Here is a 19932-nt window from a genome sequence, read left to right as displayed (position 1 = left end):
TATTGTATTCAATTATTACAAATAACTATCAGATTGTACACTTAATATAAGGTATAGAGTTTGTGAGGCTATTTACTTCCAAAAATCAACATTTGATTGGTGTGGATATCTGTGCCACCTCAGTGAAATTGGTTGATATACAGCGCCAACAAGGCATGTTTCATCTAAAATCTTATGGTATTGAGAGGCTGCCGGAAGGTATAGTCGTCGATAAACTTCTCTTAGATACTGAAGCGGTTGGTAATATTATTACTAGCTTAGCTAAACGTTGCCAAGTGGCTGGTGCTGATGCTGCTACTGCGGTCTCAGGGTCAGCCGTCATTACCAAAATTATCGATATGGACAAATCGCTAAGCGATGTTGAGCGTGAAGCTCAAATACGCTTAGATGCCGATCAATATGTCCCTTACCCATTAGAAGACGTTAACTTGGATTTTGAAGTGGTCGGTCCTTCTTTAGCCAGTGACGAGATGGTGCAGGTGTTGCTTGCGGCGTCTCGCTCAGAAAACGTCGATCAACGAGTTGATGCACTAACCTTTGGTGGGTTACAGACTAAGGTTGTCGATATTGAGTCTCACGCGATTGAGCGTGCTTTTGGACTCATGGTAGATAATTTACCGAGTAATCCAGAGTTGGTCGCATTGGTTGATATTGGACATAATCAAACGACATTATACGTCGCCAAAAACGGTGAGTTTATATACAGTCGTGAGCAGTTGTTTGGTGGTGTTCAACTGACAGAAGCAATACAAAACCGTTATGGGTTATCCGCTGAAGAAGCTGCAATAAGCAAGCGTGAAAACACGTTGCCTGATGATTATCACCCTGATGTATTGATTCCTTTTATTGAAAGTACGATTCAACAAATTACTCGATCATTACAGTTTTATTTTTCTTCGAGCCAATACAGCAGTATTGATCACGTAGTGCTGGCTGGCGGTAGCAGCTCTATTGCGGGTCTTGCAGGTATGGCACAACAAAAACTTGGTGTGACTGTTAGTACTGCGAATCCTTTTATTAATATGACCATTGCACCGAATATTGATAATGAGCAACTAGCAATTGATGCACCAAGCCTAATGGCCGCATGCGGTCTTGCGTTAAGGAGCTTCGACTAATGGCTCGTATTAACCTCTTACCCTGGCGACAAGAAGAGCGCGAACGTCGCAATAAAGAATTTATAACTTTGGTAGTAGCGGTGACTCTGCTGGCTTTACTGGCAGCATTTGCTTCATGGAGTTATTTTAACAATGCGCTTGATGAACAACGTGATGCAAATGCTTTGATTGAACAGGAAAACACCCGTTTAGACACAGTATTAGTTGAAATTGATAGTCTAGAGCAGCGGCGTGAAGATATCATTTCACGGATGCAGGTTATTCAAGATTTGCAAGGCCGACGCCCTGTGCCTGTACGTTTATGGGATGATCTTGCAAAAGCCATGCCTCCAGCACTTTACTTAAATAATTTAAAACGTGAAGGCGATACGCTTACTCTCACAGGTTTAGCGGATAACCCAAATGTTGTGTCAAGTTTGATTCGCAATCTTGATAAGAGCAAATGGATGGATGGCTCAGCTGTTAGTAACATTCAACAGAATATCAATGCTTATGAATCTGCTCCAGTGCTTAACAGTACGGTTACTACTGGTACGCAACCACGTCCTGCTTATCCTGAAGACAGCTATGTTCAGTTTGTAGTAACGACTAAAGTTCAGTCAGAGTCAGCCAAACCTGATGACGCTAGTACTAGTCTTGGAGGTGAGTTATGAAGCTTAGCCGTAAAAAAAGTCTAATCAAAAACAAAAAAGCGGCCTCTAAAACAAAGAAGCAGTTTGATTTGCAGGAGTTTCGTCGCAGTTTTGAATCGTTGGATTCTGAAAACTATGGCAGTTGGCCATTACCAGTAAAAGCAACCGTAATCGGGCTGATTGTTACGCTTATAGTGGCATTAGCATGGGCCCTACCGATTAGTAGCAAAATTGATGAAATAAAGGCTGCTGAGAGTCAGCAAAAGACTTTACTAGATAGTTACCGTGAAAAAGAATCACGGGCACGTCATTTAGAAGCCTACAAAGCACAAGTAGTTCAAATGGAAACTGAGTTTAATACTTTGCTTGATCAGTTGCCAAAAGAAACACGTGTGTCAGAGTTAGTAGAAGGTATCAACATGACGGGCGTGGGTAGTAACATACGTTTTCAAGATATTTCGGTTGAGCCTGAAATTGAAAAGGAATTCTTTATTGAGCAACCTATTCGTATTGCTGCGTTAGGTGAATACCACCAGTTTGGTAGTTTTATTAGTGGTCTTGCTGCTCTACCGCGAATCATTACTATGCATGATTTTGAAGTTAGCAATCCGAAGCCAACTTTGGATGTTTTACCGGAGCTTAATTTGGTACTGCAAACCAAAACTTATCGCTCAAAAGAAGTAAATTCTGAGAGTGATACTGAAGCTACTACTGATAATGCAGGAGGCAACTAATGACTATTCAAAAACTGCCTACGCTATTGGCCTTAAGCATTGCTGTTTTATCGATAACAGGTTGTACAGATCGTATTGGTATGGCAGAGCAAGCAATGACGGACATACGTAATCAGCCTGCACAGCCTATCGAGCCACCGCCCAAGGCTGAGCTGGTAGAAGATTTTGTCTATAGTGCCAGTGCCCAGCGCAGTCCATTTTTACCACCGAGTTTAGTGAATGCACAAGGCCCTACTACTTCTATCGACGGCGTGCGCCCTGATCCTGCAAGGGTAAAAGAACAATTGGAACAATATGAATTAGCGCAACTGGTCTTTCGCGGTGTTGTTACTTCACCTGAAGGTCAAGAGTATGCGTTGATACAGCGTCCTGATGGTTCAGTCGCGAATGTTAAAGTAGGTGATTATCTTGGCGTAAATAACGGCCGTATTGTTGAAATCACGCCGACTCAGATTAACTTGATTGAAATTGTGCCAGACAGCCGCGCAGGGTTCGTTGAAAAACCCCAGTCGTTGGTTTCCCCTATAAGCTAAGTCGGCAGATTTTTGAGGAATAAATAATGACAGTACGCAATAACAAGGTAACGATGATGAGCAACCGCGTCTCTTCTGCTTTTGCCATTTCAGCATTGGCAATTAGTATGGTAGCAGTGAGCAACAGTGCCCATGCTGCACAGCGCATTAATGATGTCTCTGTGGTGCAAACTGCGCCAGCAGTGACGCAAATTCGTTTGGGTTTTTCAGGTTCACCAGTATTACCTGCAGCTTATCAACTTGATGACCCTAGCCGTTTGGTATTAGATTTTGAGCAAGTACAAAACGGACTTGCAAGTCGCTTTAGTGAATACAATACTGGGATAGTCAATGATCTCACTACGCTAAGTAGTGACAGTACCACTCGCCTTATTGTTGGATTAAAACAAACAGGCAGTTATACAACAACGATTGATGGCAACGATTTAGTATTAACCATCACTGATCCCAATGGTTCAGTGATGACCAGCGATCCTGTCCAAGATGTATTGAACAATAATGTCACAACGACACCAATTGTAGAAGCCAGTAGTGGATATACTGCTAATACAAGCAGTCAGACTGTGACTGAAAACCAAGTACCAGCGGATACGATGGTAGTCAGAGTCAATCCATTGTTGAGTCCACAACTTGCTTCTTCACAAGTGAGCAAGCAGTATAGCTATGAAGGGTTGAGTGCGGTTGATTTTTCAGCAGGAAATGATGGCGGTGGTAATGTTAGTATCGCACTTAACAATGAAGCCATACCAGTTGACGTACAACGCCAAGGTAACAAGTTGGTGGTATATTTAACTGGTAGTACAGTGCCTAGAAACCTATTACGCCGTTTAAATATTAATAGTGGTCTTGTTAATAGCATTGATACCAAGAATCAAGGTCAGAATGGTGTCATTACTATTAATATGACTGATGATTATGAGTATCAAGCCTATCAATCAGGTAGTCAATTAAACATTAGTATCAATAAGCCAGCACTATTACGTGAGCCGACGCTTGAAGAAAAAGTATATAGTGGTGAGCCATTATCTATGGAATTCCAAGACGTTGAAATTCGTAGTGTCTTAGATATTTTAGCGCAGTTTACAGAAATGAATATCGTGGCTAATGATTCAGTTGCTGGGAATATCACCTTGCGTCTTATCAACGTGCCGTGGGATCAGGCGCTTGATATTATCTTAAAGAGTAAAAATCTCGGTAAACGTGAAAATGGCAATGTAATTTTGGTGGCACCTGCTACCGAGCTTGCCGAGCAAGAGGCACGTGAGCTTGAAGCACAGCAAGCGGTTGAATCTTTTGCACCGTTACGTACAGAGTACATCCGCTTAAGCTATGCTAAAGCGCAAGATGTTCTGACATTGATTTCTCAAGGCAGCGGCTCTTCTGGTAGTAGCTCAAACCGTGCCGACGACAATAACTCTTTGTTGTCAAATCGCGGTACCGTCACGGTTGATGAGCGTACCAATACCTTGATTATCAAAGACGTTGCTGAAAGCATCGAAAATATTCATAAATTGATTGGTAAAATTGATATTCCAGTCCGTCAGGTCATGATTGAAGCGCGTATCGTTAGTGCAACCGATAGCTTTAGTAAGGAGCTTGGCGTAAGTTGGGGTATTTTGTTTGATGGCAAACCCGATGATAACCGTCTGACATCTAGTGGCTTGAACGTTGATTTGGGTATTTCAAACCCTGCAGGTGTTGCTTTTGGTATCTTGAATGTATCAGATGTGATGCTCGACCTTGAGCTATCAGCGCTGCAAGCGGACAATCGCGGTGAAGTCATCTCGACGCCGAAGATTTTGACCGCGGATAAACAAACCGCAAAGGTGTCATCTGGGACTCAGATTCCGTATCAAGAGGCCTCAGCCAGTGGCGCGACCACCACCAGCTTTAAAGAAGCGGCGCTGAGCTTGGAGGCCACGCCAAACATCACCCCTGATGGTAAAATTGGCCTACAACTCCTCATCACCAATGGCACACCGACCATCATCAACAATCAGGTCGCCATCGCTGAAGACTCAATCTCAACCAACGTTATCATCGAAGATGGCCAGACCGTGGTCTTAGGTGGCGTGTTCAAAAACCGTACCAGTAACGGCGTGGATAAAGTGCCTTTCTTAGGGGATTTGCCGTATATTGGCCGCGCCTTCCGCAAAGATGTGCGTAGTAATGAGAAACAAGAGTTGTTGATATTCATCACGACTAAGTTGATTAATGATGGTGTTAGTCGCTTGGATTAATAATAGTATTGGCTGTGTAAGTTACAGCTAATAGTATGTTATCCAATAAAAGAAAAAAGCAAGCCTAAGTGCTTGCTTTTTTATGGCCTTGTTTTAGTGATCAGTAGTGCTTATTTGTGAATGGTCAACAGGCACTCAGTTATTACTAATAATAGAGCCTCGTTACTAGCCAGAATATCAATGACGTTGTATGATAGCTAATTTAACTGAGTAAGTATTATGGTTGAGGAATTGCCATCGGTGTTTTTAGTAGGGCCGATGGGAGCAGGGAAGACGACAATTGGAAAACTGCTTGCTAAGCAGTTAGGTCGCACCTTTGTAGATAGTGACTGGTATGTCGAGTCGCAGACAGGCGCTGATATTGCGTGGATCTTTGCCAAAGAAGGCGAAGCGGGGTTTCGTGAGCGTGAAACGCGAGCTATCGATGAGTTGACTCAAAAAAACCAAATTGTATTGGCTACTGGTGGTGGAGCTGTTATGTGCGCTGAGAATAGAGCGTTTTTACAGCAGCGCGGTATCGTTGTGTATTTGAATGCGCCAGTTGATGTCCAAATGGCACGTACTGCCAAAGATAAATCACGCCCATTATTACAGCAGCCCAATCCTAGGAAAATCTTGCAAGATTTATATAGCAAGCGTGATCCATTATACCGTCAAGTTGCTGATATTGTTATGCCAACGGGTCATACTTATCCTCGTCATATGGTTAACCAACTCTTACAGCAACTAGAGTCCTTTAGTGTATCTACTGTCACAGTGCCAAACCATAAAGAAAATGAATCATAAGTAATGATCGACGATATTATTACTGAAGTTAAGTCACTTTTATTTTATTAAAATGCTTAGGGAGTCTCTAATGACAAAGTCAATGTTTCATGATGGTTTGACAGTGCATACGCAAAGTCATGACTATCCAATTGTCATTACGGAAAAAACGGCGATAGAAAATAATAGCATGGCAGAACAGGTCACTCCTTATATTAGTGGTCGCCAAGTTTTGATTGTCACGAATGACACCGTTGCTCCTTTGTATTTAAAAGAACTGGAGGACGAGCTAACAAAGCAGTTTACGGTTAGCACTTGTGTACTACCAGATGGTGAGCAGTATAAAAATCAAGCGAATATCAACCTCATTTATGATGCATTGATGGCAAAGCATTTTAATCGTGATGTGACACTTATTGCGTTAGGTGGAGGTGTTATTGGTGATATGACAGGGTTTGCTGCAGCAAGTTTTATGCGCGGAGTGAACTTTATTCAAATTCCAACAACGCTTTTGTCGCAAGTGGATTCCAGTGTAGGTGGTAAGACAGGAATCAATCATCCTCATGGTAAAAATATGATTGGTGCTTTTTGGCAGCCACAAATGGTACTTGCGGATATGAGTACACTGAGAACTTTGCCTGAGCGTGAGCTGTCAGCAGGGTTGGCTGAGGTTATTAAGTATGCGCTTATTATGGATGAGCCTTTTTTGACTTGGCTTGAGGACAATCTACCTGCAATGATAGCATTAGATTTGGCGGTACTTGGCGATGCAGTAAAACGCTGCTGTCAGTATAAGGCTGATGTCGTTGCGCAAGATGAAAGAGAGTCAGGTGTACGCGCGCTACTGAACTTTGGTCATACTTTTGGGCATGTGATTGAAACACATCAAGGCTATGGTAATTGGCTACATGGCGAAGCAGTCGCTGCTGGTATGGTACAAGCTGCTGAGCTCTCACAAAAAATTGGTTGGTTAACGATCGAAGAAGTGGCTCGTATTAAACGTATTTTAATGTTGGCCAACTTACCCATTGCAGCACCAACTATTGATGCGCAAACTGCTTTGAGTTTGATGGGGCATGATAAAAAAGTGAAACACGGACAAATCCGTCTCATTTTGTTAAAATCTCTAGGTAAGGCTGTAATGACCAATGATTTTGATCCCAAGCTTTTGACTGAGGTGTTATCACAGCCAAGCGCGTAATCTCTCAAAATCTCAGTTACTATAAATGCTTATTGAAATTAAGCATTCAAGTATACTGGTTTGCGCTAATACTATGTGCATATATCGTTATTTAATGCAGTCAACTTTATTTTACCAAGGATACCCTCATGGCCGCCTCAAGACCGACGCCGCGTACCGCTAGCCAATCATATCGACGTCAAGCATTGATTTGGCTGGTAGTAACCTTATTATTAGGCGTAGTTACGGCTCTCATTTGGATGTTTAGTCAAACGCCGGCAATGGGTGCCAAAATTGAAAATGCTCCGATATCAGCACCGGAGACGCTTAGCACTGAACTTGAGCAGCCTTTAAAAATTGAATCGTTGCATGAGCTTGATACGGATGTACAGCCAATTAGTTTTGATGCGGCGATTCGAGATTTGCGCAATTACCCTGATGAATTTAAAGACAAAGGTTACTTACTCGCTCATAAGGGTAAGTGGACCGTTCAGGTAATGAATGTTGCTGAAAACGAGGTGATTACTAGTTATTTAGACGGGCGTGAAGATCGAGATAAATTTGCTTATTTTCGTTATCTTGATGATAAGAAGCAAACACGTTATATGCTGATTTATGGATTGATGAGTAGCCCACAAGAAGCTGTTGGGGCAACAAAACTTATAGACTTTAGATTACCTGCTAATGTGCGTGCATTACCAGAAGAAATCAATCGCTATGTTGGCCTCATTGATAACTATACACGTTCGGAGCCGATGCAGGATTTGAGCGCCAAGAGTATTCGTGCAGTTGATCTAGAGCCTACTAAGCGTGAGGTTCCAGTGCGTCAGAAACCACCAGAAGACCAAGAACCGGGCAGTGAAAGCATTCGTCAGTCAGCAGATACCTCTGATACTTTATCGGTTAATGAAGAACGTACTGTTGTGAATGATGAACAAGTAACCCCTGTTACAGCGAATAAAAATGAGGGCAACTCAAACAAGCCTGAACAGGACAATAAAAAGCCTGCGACAGCAGTCCCTGATAGTAGTACACCTCCAAAACCGCCAATAGTGCCAACCCCTAAGCCGCCAAGTACGACTAATAGCACAAGTTCTGGCAATAGTAATACGAATACTAATACGCCTCCTAAAGACAGTGATGACAGTATGAAAGCGCTGATAGAGTCTAAGAGTAATTAGTGATGGTCGCGCTATTTGGGGCGCGTTCTCAATTTGAGTATTAAACATTCGATGGACTAAACACAGCTAAATCGTTGCTAGGCTGTGCTAGGCTGTGTTTAGTCGCTCGTTTATTTATTGATATAGATTTGACTATAGTGAGCTTTAACATGATCTCACTATGTCACACTTGCTTGGTATACAAAAGGTAGTGACCACCCTGATTTTCTTTGTAATCTTTATTGGTGTAAATCCTCAACGCAGCCTGACAATCATCGCTTTATTTTACGTTTTTGCTTCAAGGTTTTGGTGGTTCTATAACCAATAGTAATAAGTTCTCTTACAAAATATGGTTGATGAATCAGTAGAAAAGACTAGATTTTTTGTCCATCATTAACTAATATAACTATGGGCGACGTTCTGTATAGTTATCGTAAAAACTGTTTATTTAACAGTCGATTAGTATGATTCTGTTGTTTATAAGGTAAGTTACTAACGTTTTTTTGCCTCAAGCGCCGCTATTTTTTATTTGTATATCAGCGATTGCAAGTGACGCAACCTCTCTTATTTTCACTCTTTTTAGGGTTAATAAAGCGCTTGAATACAGAGCGTCAGATATTCAAAATTAATCAAATGCATTGTTATCAAATACTCAACGGATTGGCTTTAAGCGTTAGGTATGGTTTGATAATAAGTGATACTCAAAATAACGACATTACGTTATTGATAACTAAGTAATTGGTATGCAAGGTGTTACGTTCTCCTGTTGCCAAGAGCAATTACTTACTATCTGTTAATACGCTAATTATTTATTGAGACATAGGCTCATGACTAAGAGGGTTAAGGATCTGACCTTGCTCTTAATGCAGAGTGTCTCTGAGCGTTGCGCTATTTATTAATTTGGATACGAATATTAATTATCAGCCCGTTCTGCTTACGGGTGCTAGCTTATGTGCCGCATTGGATGTATAGGCTACCCGTTTACTCACAAGGACCAGCTATGTCAATGATTTCCTCGCAAACTCACCTGGCAACGCCAGATGACTTTTCTGATAACTGTGGTTTTGGTTTGATTGCCCATATTGAAGGGCAAGCCAGTCATGATTTGGTAAAAACTGCTATTCATAGTCTAAGCTGTATGACTCACCGTGGCGGTGTTGCTGCTGATGGTAAAACTGGTGATGGTTGTGGCTTACTATTAGCGACGCCTACCGATTTCTTCAAACAGATTGCTGATGAGCAGCAATTTGCCATTACGGATAATTTTGCCGTTGGCATGGTGTTCGTTAATTTAGATAGTGATAAAGCTGAATATAGCCAAAAAATATTAAGCGATGAAATTACAGCCCAAGGGTTAGAAGTGGCTGGCTGGCGTGATGTGCCACTTGATCTCAGTATCGTTGGTGAGATTGGTCGTGAGACGCTACCAGATTTTCAGCAGGTATTTGTTAATGCTCCCGATGATTTAGCTGCGGATGATTTTAATCGCAAGCTGTTTGTCGCACGTAAGAAAGCAGAGCAACGTTTGTTGGATGACGAACTGTTTTATGTTTGTTCTTTGAGTTGCCAGACGATTATTTATAAAGGTTTGGTAATGCCATCAGACCTGCCTGCTTTCTTTTTAGATTTACAAGACAAGCGTTTGGCTTCACATATTGTGGTATTCCATCAGCGCTTTTCTACTAATACGTTACCACGCTGGCCATTGGCACAGCCATTCCGTTATTTGGCACACAATGGTGAGTTGAATACGATTACTGGTAACCGTAACTGGTCTGAAGCTCGTACACCAAAACTAAAATCAGACAAGCTTCCCAATTTGAACCAGCTAACACCGCTCGTAAACAGCAGCGGTTCTGATTCATCAAGTTTGGATAATATGCTTGAAGTGCTCATGTCAGGTGGCATGAACTTGTTCCATGCGATGTCTATTCTAGTACCGCCAGCATGGCAGAACGTCGATAGTATGGATATGGATTTGCGTGCGTTTTATGAGTTCTATTCGCAGCATATGGAAGCTTGGGATGGCCCAGCCGGTTTGGTTATTCAAGATGGGCGTTATGCAGTCTGTATGCTTGATCGAAACGGTCTACGTCCGTCACGTTGGGTGACGACTAAGAACGGCTATATTACAGTAGCTTCTGAGGTTGGCGTTTGGGATTATGATCCTAAAGATGTATTAGCAAAAGGTCGTGTCGGTCCAGGTCAAATGTTGGTTATCGATACTTTAACTGGGCAGATTCTAGACACTAAAGCCATTGCTACGTTATTGAAAAAAGCACATCCATACCGTAAATGGCTGCGTGAAGAAGCAACTCGTATTCGTGATGATGAGCGACTAGAAGAAGAACTTTCAGTGCAAGCATGCCGAGGTGAACAGCTAAAAGCATTGCAAAAAATGTATCACATTACCAATGAAGAGCGTACTGAAATCATTCGTCCCAACGCCGAAAACGGTCAAGAGCCAGTTGGCTCGATGGGTGATGATACACCAATGGCCGTGTTGTCACAGCAAATACGCCATATAGGTGATTTCTTCCGTCAGCAGTTTGCACAGGTAACCAATCCACCGATTGATCCATTACGTGAATCTATCGTGATGTCGCTACAGACGTGCTTGGGTGCTGAAACTAATGTGTTTGCGCCATCAGCGAGAGATGCTCACCGTATTATTTTATCATCACCGGTATTGTCAGCCAGTAAGATGAAACAGTTGGAAGATCTAGACGATCCATCATTTAAGATGGCACGTATAGATTTGAACTATGATCGTAACTTAGAACTATCAGACGCCATCACGGCTATCTGTGAGCAAGTGGCGAGTACCATTCGTGCTGGTAATACGCTAATAGTATTATCTGATAAAGATATTGATGCAGATAAAATACCCGCCAATGCTATTATGGTTACTGGGGCTGTGCATCACTATCTTATTGGCCAAGGTATTCGTACGGATGCTAACTTAATCATTGAGACCGGTTTGGCTCGTGACTCGCATCAAGTGGCTGTATTGATTGGCTTTGGTGCAACCTGTGTTTATCCATACTTGGCTTATGATGTCATTGATGATTTAGTGGCGACTGGTGAGTTGCTTGGTGATCCAATTCAAGCACGGGTTAACTTCCGTAAAGGTCTGGATAAAGGGCTGCTAAAAATCTTGTCAAAAATGGGTATTTCTACCATTGTATCTTACCGTGCCGCACAGTTATTTGAAGCAGTTGGACTCTCTGAAGAAGTGGTAGATTTGTGCTTTAAAGGTGTGCAGAGCCGTATTAAAGGTGCTACCTTTGCCGACCTAGCCGCTGACCAAGCACAATTGGCAGCCAATGCCTTTAAGCGTCGTGCGCCGCTCGATCAAGGTGGTCTGCTCAAGTTTGTCTTTAACAAAGAGTATCATGCTTTCAATCCAGATGTGATTAACAGTCTTCATACCGCTGTACGTACTGGTGATTATGAAAACTATCGTAACTATGCGGATTTGGTCAATAGTCGTCCGGTCGCAACTTTACGTGATTTGTTACAGTTAAAAACTGATAGTGCTATTGATGTCAACGATGTCGAAGATATCTCTAAAATCTTGACCCGTTTTGATTCCGCTGGTATGTCGCTAGGGGCATTATCACCTGAAGCACATGAGTCCATTGCCATGGCGATGAACACCATTGGTGGGCGATCAAACTCTGGTGAGGGCGGTGAAGACCCCGTACGCTATGGTACGTTGCGTAACTCAAAAATCAAGCAAGTTGCTTCTGGTCGCTTTGGCGTAACACCTGCGTACCTACGGTCAGCAGAAGTGATGCAGATTAAAGTCGCGCAAGGTGCGAAGCCAGGCGAGGGTGGTCAGCTACCTGGTGGTAAAGTCAATGCACTGATTGCACGATTGCGTTATTCCGTACCAGGCGTGACGTTAATTTCACCACCACCGCATCATGATATTTATTCTATCGAAGATTTGGCTCAGCTGATTTTTGATTTAAAACAAGTCAATCCGGATGCTTTGGTATCGGTTAAGTTAGTATCACGTCCAGGCGTTGGCACTATCGCGACAGGCGTGGCAAAAGCCTATGCCGACCTCATTACTATCTCAGGATATGATGGCGGTACAGCAGCTTCTCCATTGTCCTCTATCCACCATGCGGGCTCACCATGGGAGCTAGGCTTGGCAGAGACTCATCAGTCGCTACGTGTCAATGGACTGCGTGATAAAGTCCGTGTACAAACTGATGGTGGTCTAAAAACAGGGCTTGATGTGGTAAAAGCCGCCATTTTGGGTGCAGAAAGTTTCGGTTTTGGTACCACGCCGATGATCGCAGTTGGTTGTAAGTATTTACGTATTTGTCATTTGAACAACTGTCCAACTGGTGTGGCAACCCAAAAATCTAAGCTGCGTGATGAGCATTTCATCGGCGAAGCTGAAATGTTGATTAATTTCTTCAAGTTTGTGGCAACTGAAACCCGTGAATGGCTAGCTGCACTTGGCGTGCGTAGCATGGAAGAGTTAGTTGGACGTACGGATTTATTAGAAGTGTTAGAAGGTAACACGGATAAACAGCAGCATCTTGATTTAACACCATTGTTATTTAGTCATCCAGCCTCCAGTGGTAAAGCACAAACTTGCCAAGTAGAACGAAATGAACCATTTGATAAAGGGTTGCTGGCTGAGCGAATGATTAGTGATATGCTTGTAAATATTCGCCAAGGAATAGGCGGTGATTATAGTTACTATGTCGGTAACTGTGATCGCTCTATCGGTGCACGTATTTCTGGTGAAATTGCCCAAGTATGGGGTAATCTTGGCATGCATGATATGCCAATCAGGTTGCATTTAACTGGTACTGCAGGACAAAGCTTAGGTGTTTGGAATGCAGGTGGTTTAAATATTGAGCTTGAAGGCGACGCCAACGACTATGTCGGTAAAGGCATGGCAGGTGGTGAAATTGTTATTTATCCACCAAAAGACTCAGTGTTTACCGCAAAAGATACGGCTATCATTGGCAACACCTGTTTATATGGTGCGACCAGTGGTAGGTTGTATGCAGCGGGTACAGCAGGTGAGCGCTTTGGTGTTCGTAACTCTGGTGCGCATGCTGTTATTGAAGGAACAGGCGATCATTGCTGTGAATATATGACGGGCGGTATTGTTACTATTCTTGGACGTACAGGTTTGAACTTTGGGGCAGGTATGACGGGCGGTTTCGCTTATGTCCTCGATATGGATGGTGACTTCTTTGATTGTTGCAATCATGAGCTTATCGATCTGAACCGTATTTCAAGTGAGCAAACAGAGCAGCATCGAATCCACTTGCAAAAAGTGATTGAAACTCATGTAGATAAAACAGGCAGTGCATGGGGTCAGACTATATTGGCTGACTTTGAGCACTACGTTCGTAAGTTTTACTTAGTGAAACCAAAAGCGGCGAACATTGCAAGCCTTCTTAAAACCACGATGGCTGATCCGCAATAGTGCAATAGCTGATATGTTTTAAGATACGTTTTAACTCACAAGTTTTAAGCAGGTAAGTGACGGCAATGATATTCATGTCTTAAGTTTTAAATGAGTCAGTTATCAAACGCTGTCACCGCCCACTATAGAGAGATAGCATCATGGCAAAACGCTTAGAAAATAGTTTTCAGTTTTTAGATGTACCACGGTTAGAACCGACCAAAAAAGACATAGCCACGCGTTCGACAGAGTTTGTTGAAATTTACAAACCGTTTGAGAGTGAGGCCGTAGCACAGCAGTCACATCGTTGTCTTGAATGCGGTAATCCGTACTGTGAGTGGAAATGTCCAGTACATAATTACATTCCTAATTGGCTAAAGTTGGCCACCGAAGGCCAAATATTTCAAGCTGCTGAGTTGTGTCACCGCACCAACACTTTGCCTGAAGTCTGTGGTCGTGTCTGTCCACAAGATCGCTTGTGTGAAGGTGCTTGTACCTTAAATGACGGCTTTGGGGCAGTGACGATTGGTAATGTTGAAAAATACATCAACGACACTGCCTTTGCACTTGGCTGGCGTCCTGACATGTCTGATGTTGTTTGGACAGATAAAAAGGTTGCTATCATTGGGGCAGGGCCTGCAGGTCTTGGCTGCGCAGATATTTTAGTAAGAAATGGTGTCAAGCCAGTTGTGTTTGATAAGCGCCCTGAAATTGGTGGTTTGCTTACCTTTGGTATTCCAGAGTTTAAAATGGAAAAAGATGTCATGCGTAATCGCCGCGTCATCTTTGAAGGCATGGGTATAGAGTTTCGTCTTGAGACAGAAATTGGTACAGATGTGAGTATTGATGAGTTGCTAGGCGAGTACGATGCGGTGTTCATGGGCATGGGCACTTACACTTACATGCGTGGCGGCTTCGCTGGTGAAGAGTTAGAAGGTGTATATGATGCGTTAGACTACTTGATTGCCAATGTGAATCGTTGTAATGACTGGGAAAAGAACCCTGCAGAATACATCGACTTTAAAGGCAAGAGAGTTGTGGTGCTAGGTGGTGGTGATACCGCAATGGACTGCAACCGTACCAGTATTCGTCAAGGTGCTGAGAAGGTTGTCTGTGCCTATCGCCGCGATGAAGAAAATATGCCAGGATCTCGCCGTGAGGTGGTTAATGCTCGCGAGGAAGGTGTTGAGTTCTTGTTTAATCGTCAGCCGACGGAAATCATTGGTTTGAATGGTAAGGTCAACGGCGTAAAAGTTGTGACTACTCAATTGGGCGCACCAGACAACCGTGGTCGTCAACGTCCTGAACCGATTCCTAATTCAGAAGAAATTATCCCTTGTGATGCTGTGATTATGGCTTTTGGTTTCCGTCCTAGCCCTGCTGACTGGTTTGAGTCACAGCAAGTGGCGATGGATAGCTCGGGTCGAGTATTGGCAGCTGAGCAGCAAACGTTTAAATTCCAAACAAAAAATCCAAAAATATTCGCTGGTGGTGATATGGTTCGCGGTTCTGATTTAGTCGTAACGGCTATTTGGGAAGGTCGGGAAGCAGCAGAAGGTATATTGGACTTCTTAGAAGTATAATATAATTTATCTAAATCTAGCGATTTATACGCAGGTTCTAGCTTGAGCGTCTTTTGTCCTTTAAATGGGCAAAAGGCGTTTTTTTGATTATTGCTTTGTAAATTGCAGTGCGACTGATAGCATGTTTGTTAGTAACGAGTGATGTTCGTCATTTATTTTTTCCTATCCATTAAAGAGAGTAATCTTGCGTGAAATCAATTCTTTGGCAGCGTGTAACTGCTCCGTTCATTGAGCCTTACGTTCGTTATCAATATGCAGATATTTTGCATGCCATACGCTTAGGTGTGGCGGTTATACTTGCTTTGCTAATTAATGCCCTTACTGGCTTTCCTCATGGAGAGTGGACAACCATCACTGTGTTTATCATTTTGGGATTGTTGCAGTATCAAGGTGCTATTTATACCAAAGCCAAAGAGCGAATATTGGGTACAATATTTGGTATCATCGCAGCTTTCGGTATTTTGTGGTTCAGTGATAGCGTGAATGCATGGGTATGGGTGTATTATGCGCTGATTGGTTTGGTCAGTAGTATTATTGGTTATTTAGCAGTTAGGAACCTCGGTTATACGGGATTGCTGACTGGTATCACTATGTTGATGATTATCTCAAATTTGGGCCAAAGTAATATGAGCCAAGATGGCATCTACCGCGCCCTAAATATTTTATTGGGTACAGGCGTTTCGGTAGCTGTGACACTCATTTTGCCGCTGAAGTCGACGTTGATGTGGCGATTTCTATTGAGCAGTAACCTCGATGCTTGTAGCAGTCTATATGCTGGTGTCGGCAAGCATATTGATACTCCTGATGAGATCAAAGATGCTTTGACCCAGCAGCAGAGCTCAAAGGTCTTTCCCGTTGAAGAAGTACCTGTCAACGAGGCACTAGTCGCAGAACTACAGCAAATTAATAAACGATTACTTGCTGTGCGGCCACATATCGCAGCGACGGCTAGTGAGTCAGGTATCGATAAACCAACGTTAGAAATCATTCAACGTACCCACCGTAATATTATCGGAACCATTGATTTATTGCTGAGTGCGGCACCTCGTTTGATAAATACTGATATCGATGACGATAATTATATTTTATTGGTACATTATCAGAATGAGCTGACGCAAGCCATGCATCATATGGCAGCGGTATTGCGTAGTCCAAGTGATGAGGTGTTTCGCCCTATTACTCGCATCGCAGTCTCGGAGTATCCAAGTGTGCAGAGTTTGGCATTTGAGTGGCAGGGATATTTTTGGTTAACTCAAACGTTACAGACGCAATTGCAGCAGATGAGTGATTTGCTACAGACTACCAAGCCACAATGGTATGCGGCATCTGGTCTTGGTTATCAACGTCGTGAGCATCGTAGAATGAAAGAGCAGGGCGGTGAAGGGGATTTGGGTTTATAAAAAAACGCTGACTTTGGATAGTCAGCGTTTTTATTTTCTGGTTTTAACACGCTCTAGTTTTATCTTATGTTCGTAAAAAATGCAGCGATTAACGTCCTGTTTTTAGCTTATCCCAATACTGCTGATATATTTGCAGTGCGTCATCGCCTACATCTTCTTGAAACTCTGCTTTCGCTAGTACTTCCTTAGAAGGATAGATAGTAGGATTGTTTTTCACGTCGTCTGGCATCATTTCACGTGCTGCAATATTTGGTGAGGCGTAACCGATTTCTTCGCTGACGATTTTTGAGTTTTCAGGGCGCAATAGATAGTCAATAAATTTGTGCGCTGCATCTACTTGCTTGGCGTTTTTTGGAATGACAAAGTTGTCCATCCATAAGATTGCCCCTTCGCTAGGGTACTTATAAACCAAGCTGGTGAGACCTTCATCATTGGCGATTACTGCTTCGCCATTCCAGCTCATACCCACTGAGGTTTCACCTTCCATATATGGCATGCGTGTGGCGTCTGAGTTGAATGTCTTAACATTGGGCATTAACGTCGTGAGCTTGTTATAAGCGGCTTCAATTTCATCGGGATTGCTGCTATTACCTGAGTAACCCAGGGTGAATAGCGCCATACCAAACACTTCTCGCACATCATTGGTCAGCATGACTTGCCCTTTATACTTGGGATCCCATAGATCATTCCAACTATTAACTGTCGCAGGATCAACGCTATCTCCATTGATTGCTAGACCTGTGCTGCCCCACATATAAGGAATAGAGTATTTGTTTTCAGGATCTACTTTGGTATTAGTAAATGACGTATCCAAATTTTTAAAATTGCTCAATTTTGATTTATCAATTTCTTGTAATAAGCCTTCATTAGCCATTTTTTCGACATAATAGGTCGATGGCACAGCAAGGTCGTACTGACTTGAGTCATCGAGTAGCTTGAGCTTGGCATACATGGCTTCATTAGAGTCAAACGTAGTGTAATTAACGGTAATGCCAGTCTCTTCTTCAAAACCATCCAGAATTTCTTGAGGCATATATTCTGACCAGTTGTATAGATTAAGCGTTACATCACTTGTAGTGGTACTGCTGTCAGCTGCGGTATTCTCAGAATTGCTGCAGCTGGCAAGCACCAAGCCGATAGCCGCTGCTAATAATGCTTTTGGTACTATATGGCCCGCACGAGTCGCAGGGCCTGATGGTAAATGGGTCAAAACAATTCTCCAAAATAAAAACGATACAAATAAGTGAAAACTACTAGGGCGTGTCCTCAATTCAATCGATAGCCATCTAAATGGGTTAAAAATGGCTAAATCTTGCCAAACGGCGTCAAATAGCTGACTAATATCTCGATATTATCTGCGCTATTTTCCTTGTTTGACTACAATTTATCTCATTTTTATCACCATTTTTAAAATGAGGACACACCCTAAATGCTAGTGAATATAAACAGTTACACCATTATGGCTATTTGTTTCAGTGATTTAAAGGGGATATTGAGACAATCGTTAAGAATGGTGGTTATGATAGACTGATTTTCTGTTAAAAAGACAGCTTTTATATGAGATATCGTCGATCCACTATAAAATAAATACAGCGATACTGGGTGCATTTTGCGTAGCCTCTGTCTGCGCAGGCACAGCAAGCAAGGAAAATGTATACCAGTATTGCATGGTTACATTTGTATCTGTTTTATTTAGGACTGACTATATAGTATGAGTCTTTGTCAGCTTAGGGGCACTAGGTAATCATGCTATGATGAATGCGAAGCTATGATAACTGTGTCATATGATTCTTATCATGGCGCTTATATGATGAATAGGATAGGTGAGTTTAACCATAACACAATAATAAAGGATACAACATCATGACTCAAAGCTACCCAATACCACCAATGCTTCTCAAGGATAAAGTTGCTATTGTCACAGGTGCCAGTCGTGGTCTCGGCGCACAAATAGCCAGACAGATGGCAGCTGCAGGGGCTAGTGTGTGCGTCAATTACCTGAACAGTAAGGAGGCTGCCGAGGCAGTGGTAGAAGATATTAAAGCGACAGGTGGGCAAGCATTTGCTTATCAAGGAGATGTGACTGATACAATCCAGATGCAAGCAATGGCAGCAGCAGTGATCAAATATTTTGGTGGCATTGATATATTGGTCAACAACGCTTTACCTAATTATCAGTTCAATCCAAGTGCTGCGTACACCAGTATCGAAACCGTAAAGTGGTCCCACTTCTCGCAGCAAATGGATGGCATCGTGAAGGGTGCGGTTAACACAGTACAAGCGGTGTTGCCACAGATGAAATTACAGAAAATGGGCAAGATTATCAATATCTCGACCAATCTTGTCTACAACCCAGTGGTCACTTATTACGACTATACCACTGCCAAATCTGCGCTGATTGGGCTGACGCGCAACTTGGCAAGCGAGCTAGGACAGTACGGTATTCGGGTAAACCTGCTGGCAGGTGGCCTATTGAAAACTACAGATGCGAGCAGCTTAACGACTGAGGAGGTGTTCGATTATATCGCTACGACGACACCGTTACGTCAAGCGACCTCAGTGGCCGACTTTGCCAATTCTGTACTACTAATGGCATCTGACTTGAGTGCTGCTATTACTGGACAGTCTATCGCGGTCGATGGCGGTTTGACGATGCCTTGATAGACTTATTTAGTGCTTTTTAGTGAATAGCTGACGGTGTGAGCATCATAAAAATAACGATAGATAGCAGTGGTACTAATTCTTATCACGGTAAGGTTTTATAACCTTGGCGGCTGGGTTTATGTCTAGGTAGCAGATAGGCGCTAAGAGTTTGTATACTGTGCAAGCGGGCTCACTTTTCATTGTGCAGAATAGGACATCATGCTTATTTAGTTCTCACGTATTATTGATTGGCGACAGATTGGATGTATTCCGATTTGTTGCTTTTTTTATGTTTGGCAGTTCATTTTTAGGTACTTATTTTAGGCACCTGTGATTTATAAGTTGCATATAGTTACAAACTTTTTGTTTGGTCATACAAAAACATTTGTCTCTAATTATCAACTATGTTTCAATTTCATTCTTTTATCAATTTCTTATATAGCTTAAGTGCATTCACTGTGCTTAAGTGCTGATTGGAGTAATGGGTTATGCAAGGAAGTA

The 19932-nt window shown here is 42.6% G+C and carries 13 protein-coding genes; 12 read left to right on the top strand and 1 reads right to left on the bottom strand.

Annotation, left to right across the window (positions count from 1 at the left end; translation table 11 throughout):
• Positions 1 to 62 precede the first annotated feature (62 nt).
• From pilM to ACT3SX_RS08220, 11 genes are all read left to right on the top strand, one after another.
• Positions 63 to 1118 (top strand): type IV pilus assembly protein PilM, encoded by a 1056-nt coding sequence (gene pilM / locus ACT3SX_RS08270; protein WP_192518667.1) that lies wholly within the window; start codon positions 63 to 65, stop codon positions 1116 to 1118.
• Positions 1118 to 1771, top strand: coding sequence for a PilN domain-containing protein (locus ACT3SX_RS08265; RefSeq protein WP_192518668.1), 654 nt, complete (start codon positions 1118 to 1120; stop codon positions 1769 to 1771). Before pilM ends, ACT3SX_RS08265 begins: the two co-directional genes overlap by 1 nt.
• The gene (locus ACT3SX_RS08260; RefSeq protein WP_192518669.1) at positions 1768 to 2484 is read left to right on the top strand and encodes a type 4a pilus biogenesis protein PilO; all 717 of its coding nucleotides are present in this window, start codon (positions 1768 to 1770) and stop codon (positions 2482 to 2484) included. Before ACT3SX_RS08265 ends, ACT3SX_RS08260 begins: the two co-directional genes overlap by 4 nt.
• The gene (locus ACT3SX_RS08255) at positions 2484 to 3017 is read left to right on the top strand and encodes a pilus assembly protein PilP (RefSeq protein ID WP_192518670.1); all 534 of its coding nucleotides are present in this window, start codon (positions 2484 to 2486) and stop codon (positions 3015 to 3017) included. The genes ACT3SX_RS08260 and ACT3SX_RS08255 overlap by 1 nt, the downstream gene beginning before the upstream one ends.
• A gap of 26 nt (positions 3018 to 3043) precedes the next feature.
• Positions 3044 to 5257, top strand: a complete 2214-nt coding sequence (pilQ, locus tag ACT3SX_RS08250) for a type IV pilus secretin PilQ (RefSeq protein WP_192518671.1) — start codon at positions 3044 to 3046, stop codon at positions 5255 to 5257.
• A 219-nt stretch (positions 5258 to 5476) separates the two neighbouring features.
• Positions 5477 to 6043, top strand: a complete 567-nt coding sequence (gene aroK / locus ACT3SX_RS08245; protein WP_192518672.1) for a shikimate kinase AroK — start codon at positions 5477 to 5479, stop codon at positions 6041 to 6043.
• Positions 6044 to 6113: 70 nt separating this feature from the next.
• Positions 6114 to 7223 (top strand): 3-dehydroquinate synthase, encoded by a 1110-nt coding sequence (gene aroB, locus ACT3SX_RS08240; protein ID WP_192518673.1) that lies wholly within the window; start codon positions 6114 to 6116, stop codon positions 7221 to 7223.
• A gap of 128 nt (positions 7224 to 7351) precedes the next feature.
• Positions 7352 to 8383 carry a hypothetical protein gene (locus tag ACT3SX_RS08235; protein WP_192518674.1) on the top strand — a complete coding sequence of 344 codons (1032 nt, stop codon included), beginning with the start codon at positions 7352 to 7354 and terminating at the stop codon, positions 8381 to 8383.
• Positions 8384 to 9326: 943 nt separating this feature from the next.
• Positions 9327 to 13826, top strand: coding sequence for a glutamate synthase large subunit (gene gltB, locus ACT3SX_RS08230; protein WP_413038431.1), 4500 nt, complete (start codon positions 9327 to 9329; stop codon positions 13824 to 13826).
• Between the two features lie 140 nt (positions 13827 to 13966).
• Positions 13967 to 15388, top strand: a complete 1422-nt coding sequence (locus ACT3SX_RS08225; protein WP_192518676.1) for a glutamate synthase subunit beta — start codon at positions 13967 to 13969, stop codon at positions 15386 to 15388.
• A 188-nt stretch (positions 15389 to 15576) separates the two neighbouring features.
• A complete protein-coding gene (locus ACT3SX_RS08220) occupies positions 15577 to 16788 on the top strand; it encodes an FUSC family protein (RefSeq protein ID WP_192518677.1) in 1212 nt (403 codons plus the stop codon).
• 88 nt (positions 16789 to 16876) lie between these two features.
• Here the strand turns inward: ACT3SX_RS08220 and ACT3SX_RS08215 are convergent, their stop codons facing one another.
• Positions 16877 to 17998, bottom strand: a complete 1122-nt coding sequence (locus ACT3SX_RS08215) for an ABC transporter substrate-binding protein (protein ID WP_192518678.1) — start codon at positions 17996 to 17998, stop codon at positions 16877 to 16879.
• Positions 17999 to 18651: 653 nt separating this feature from the next.
• On the opposite strand from ACT3SX_RS08215, the gene ACT3SX_RS08210 reads away from it, so the two are divergent.
• Entirely contained in the window at positions 18652 to 19449 is a 798-nt protein-coding gene (locus ACT3SX_RS08210; protein WP_225739096.1) for a 3-oxoacyl-ACP reductase, read from the top strand.
• Positions 19450 to 19932 lie beyond the last annotated feature (483 nt).

The organism is Psychrobacter sp. AOP31-B2-9 (assembly GCF_052378005.1).
Taxonomy (GTDB): domain Bacteria; phylum Pseudomonadota; class Gammaproteobacteria; order Pseudomonadales; family Moraxellaceae; genus Psychrobacter.
Note: the sequence above shows the minus strand (reverse complement) of the source record. Positions and strands in the feature narration are given on the sequence as shown.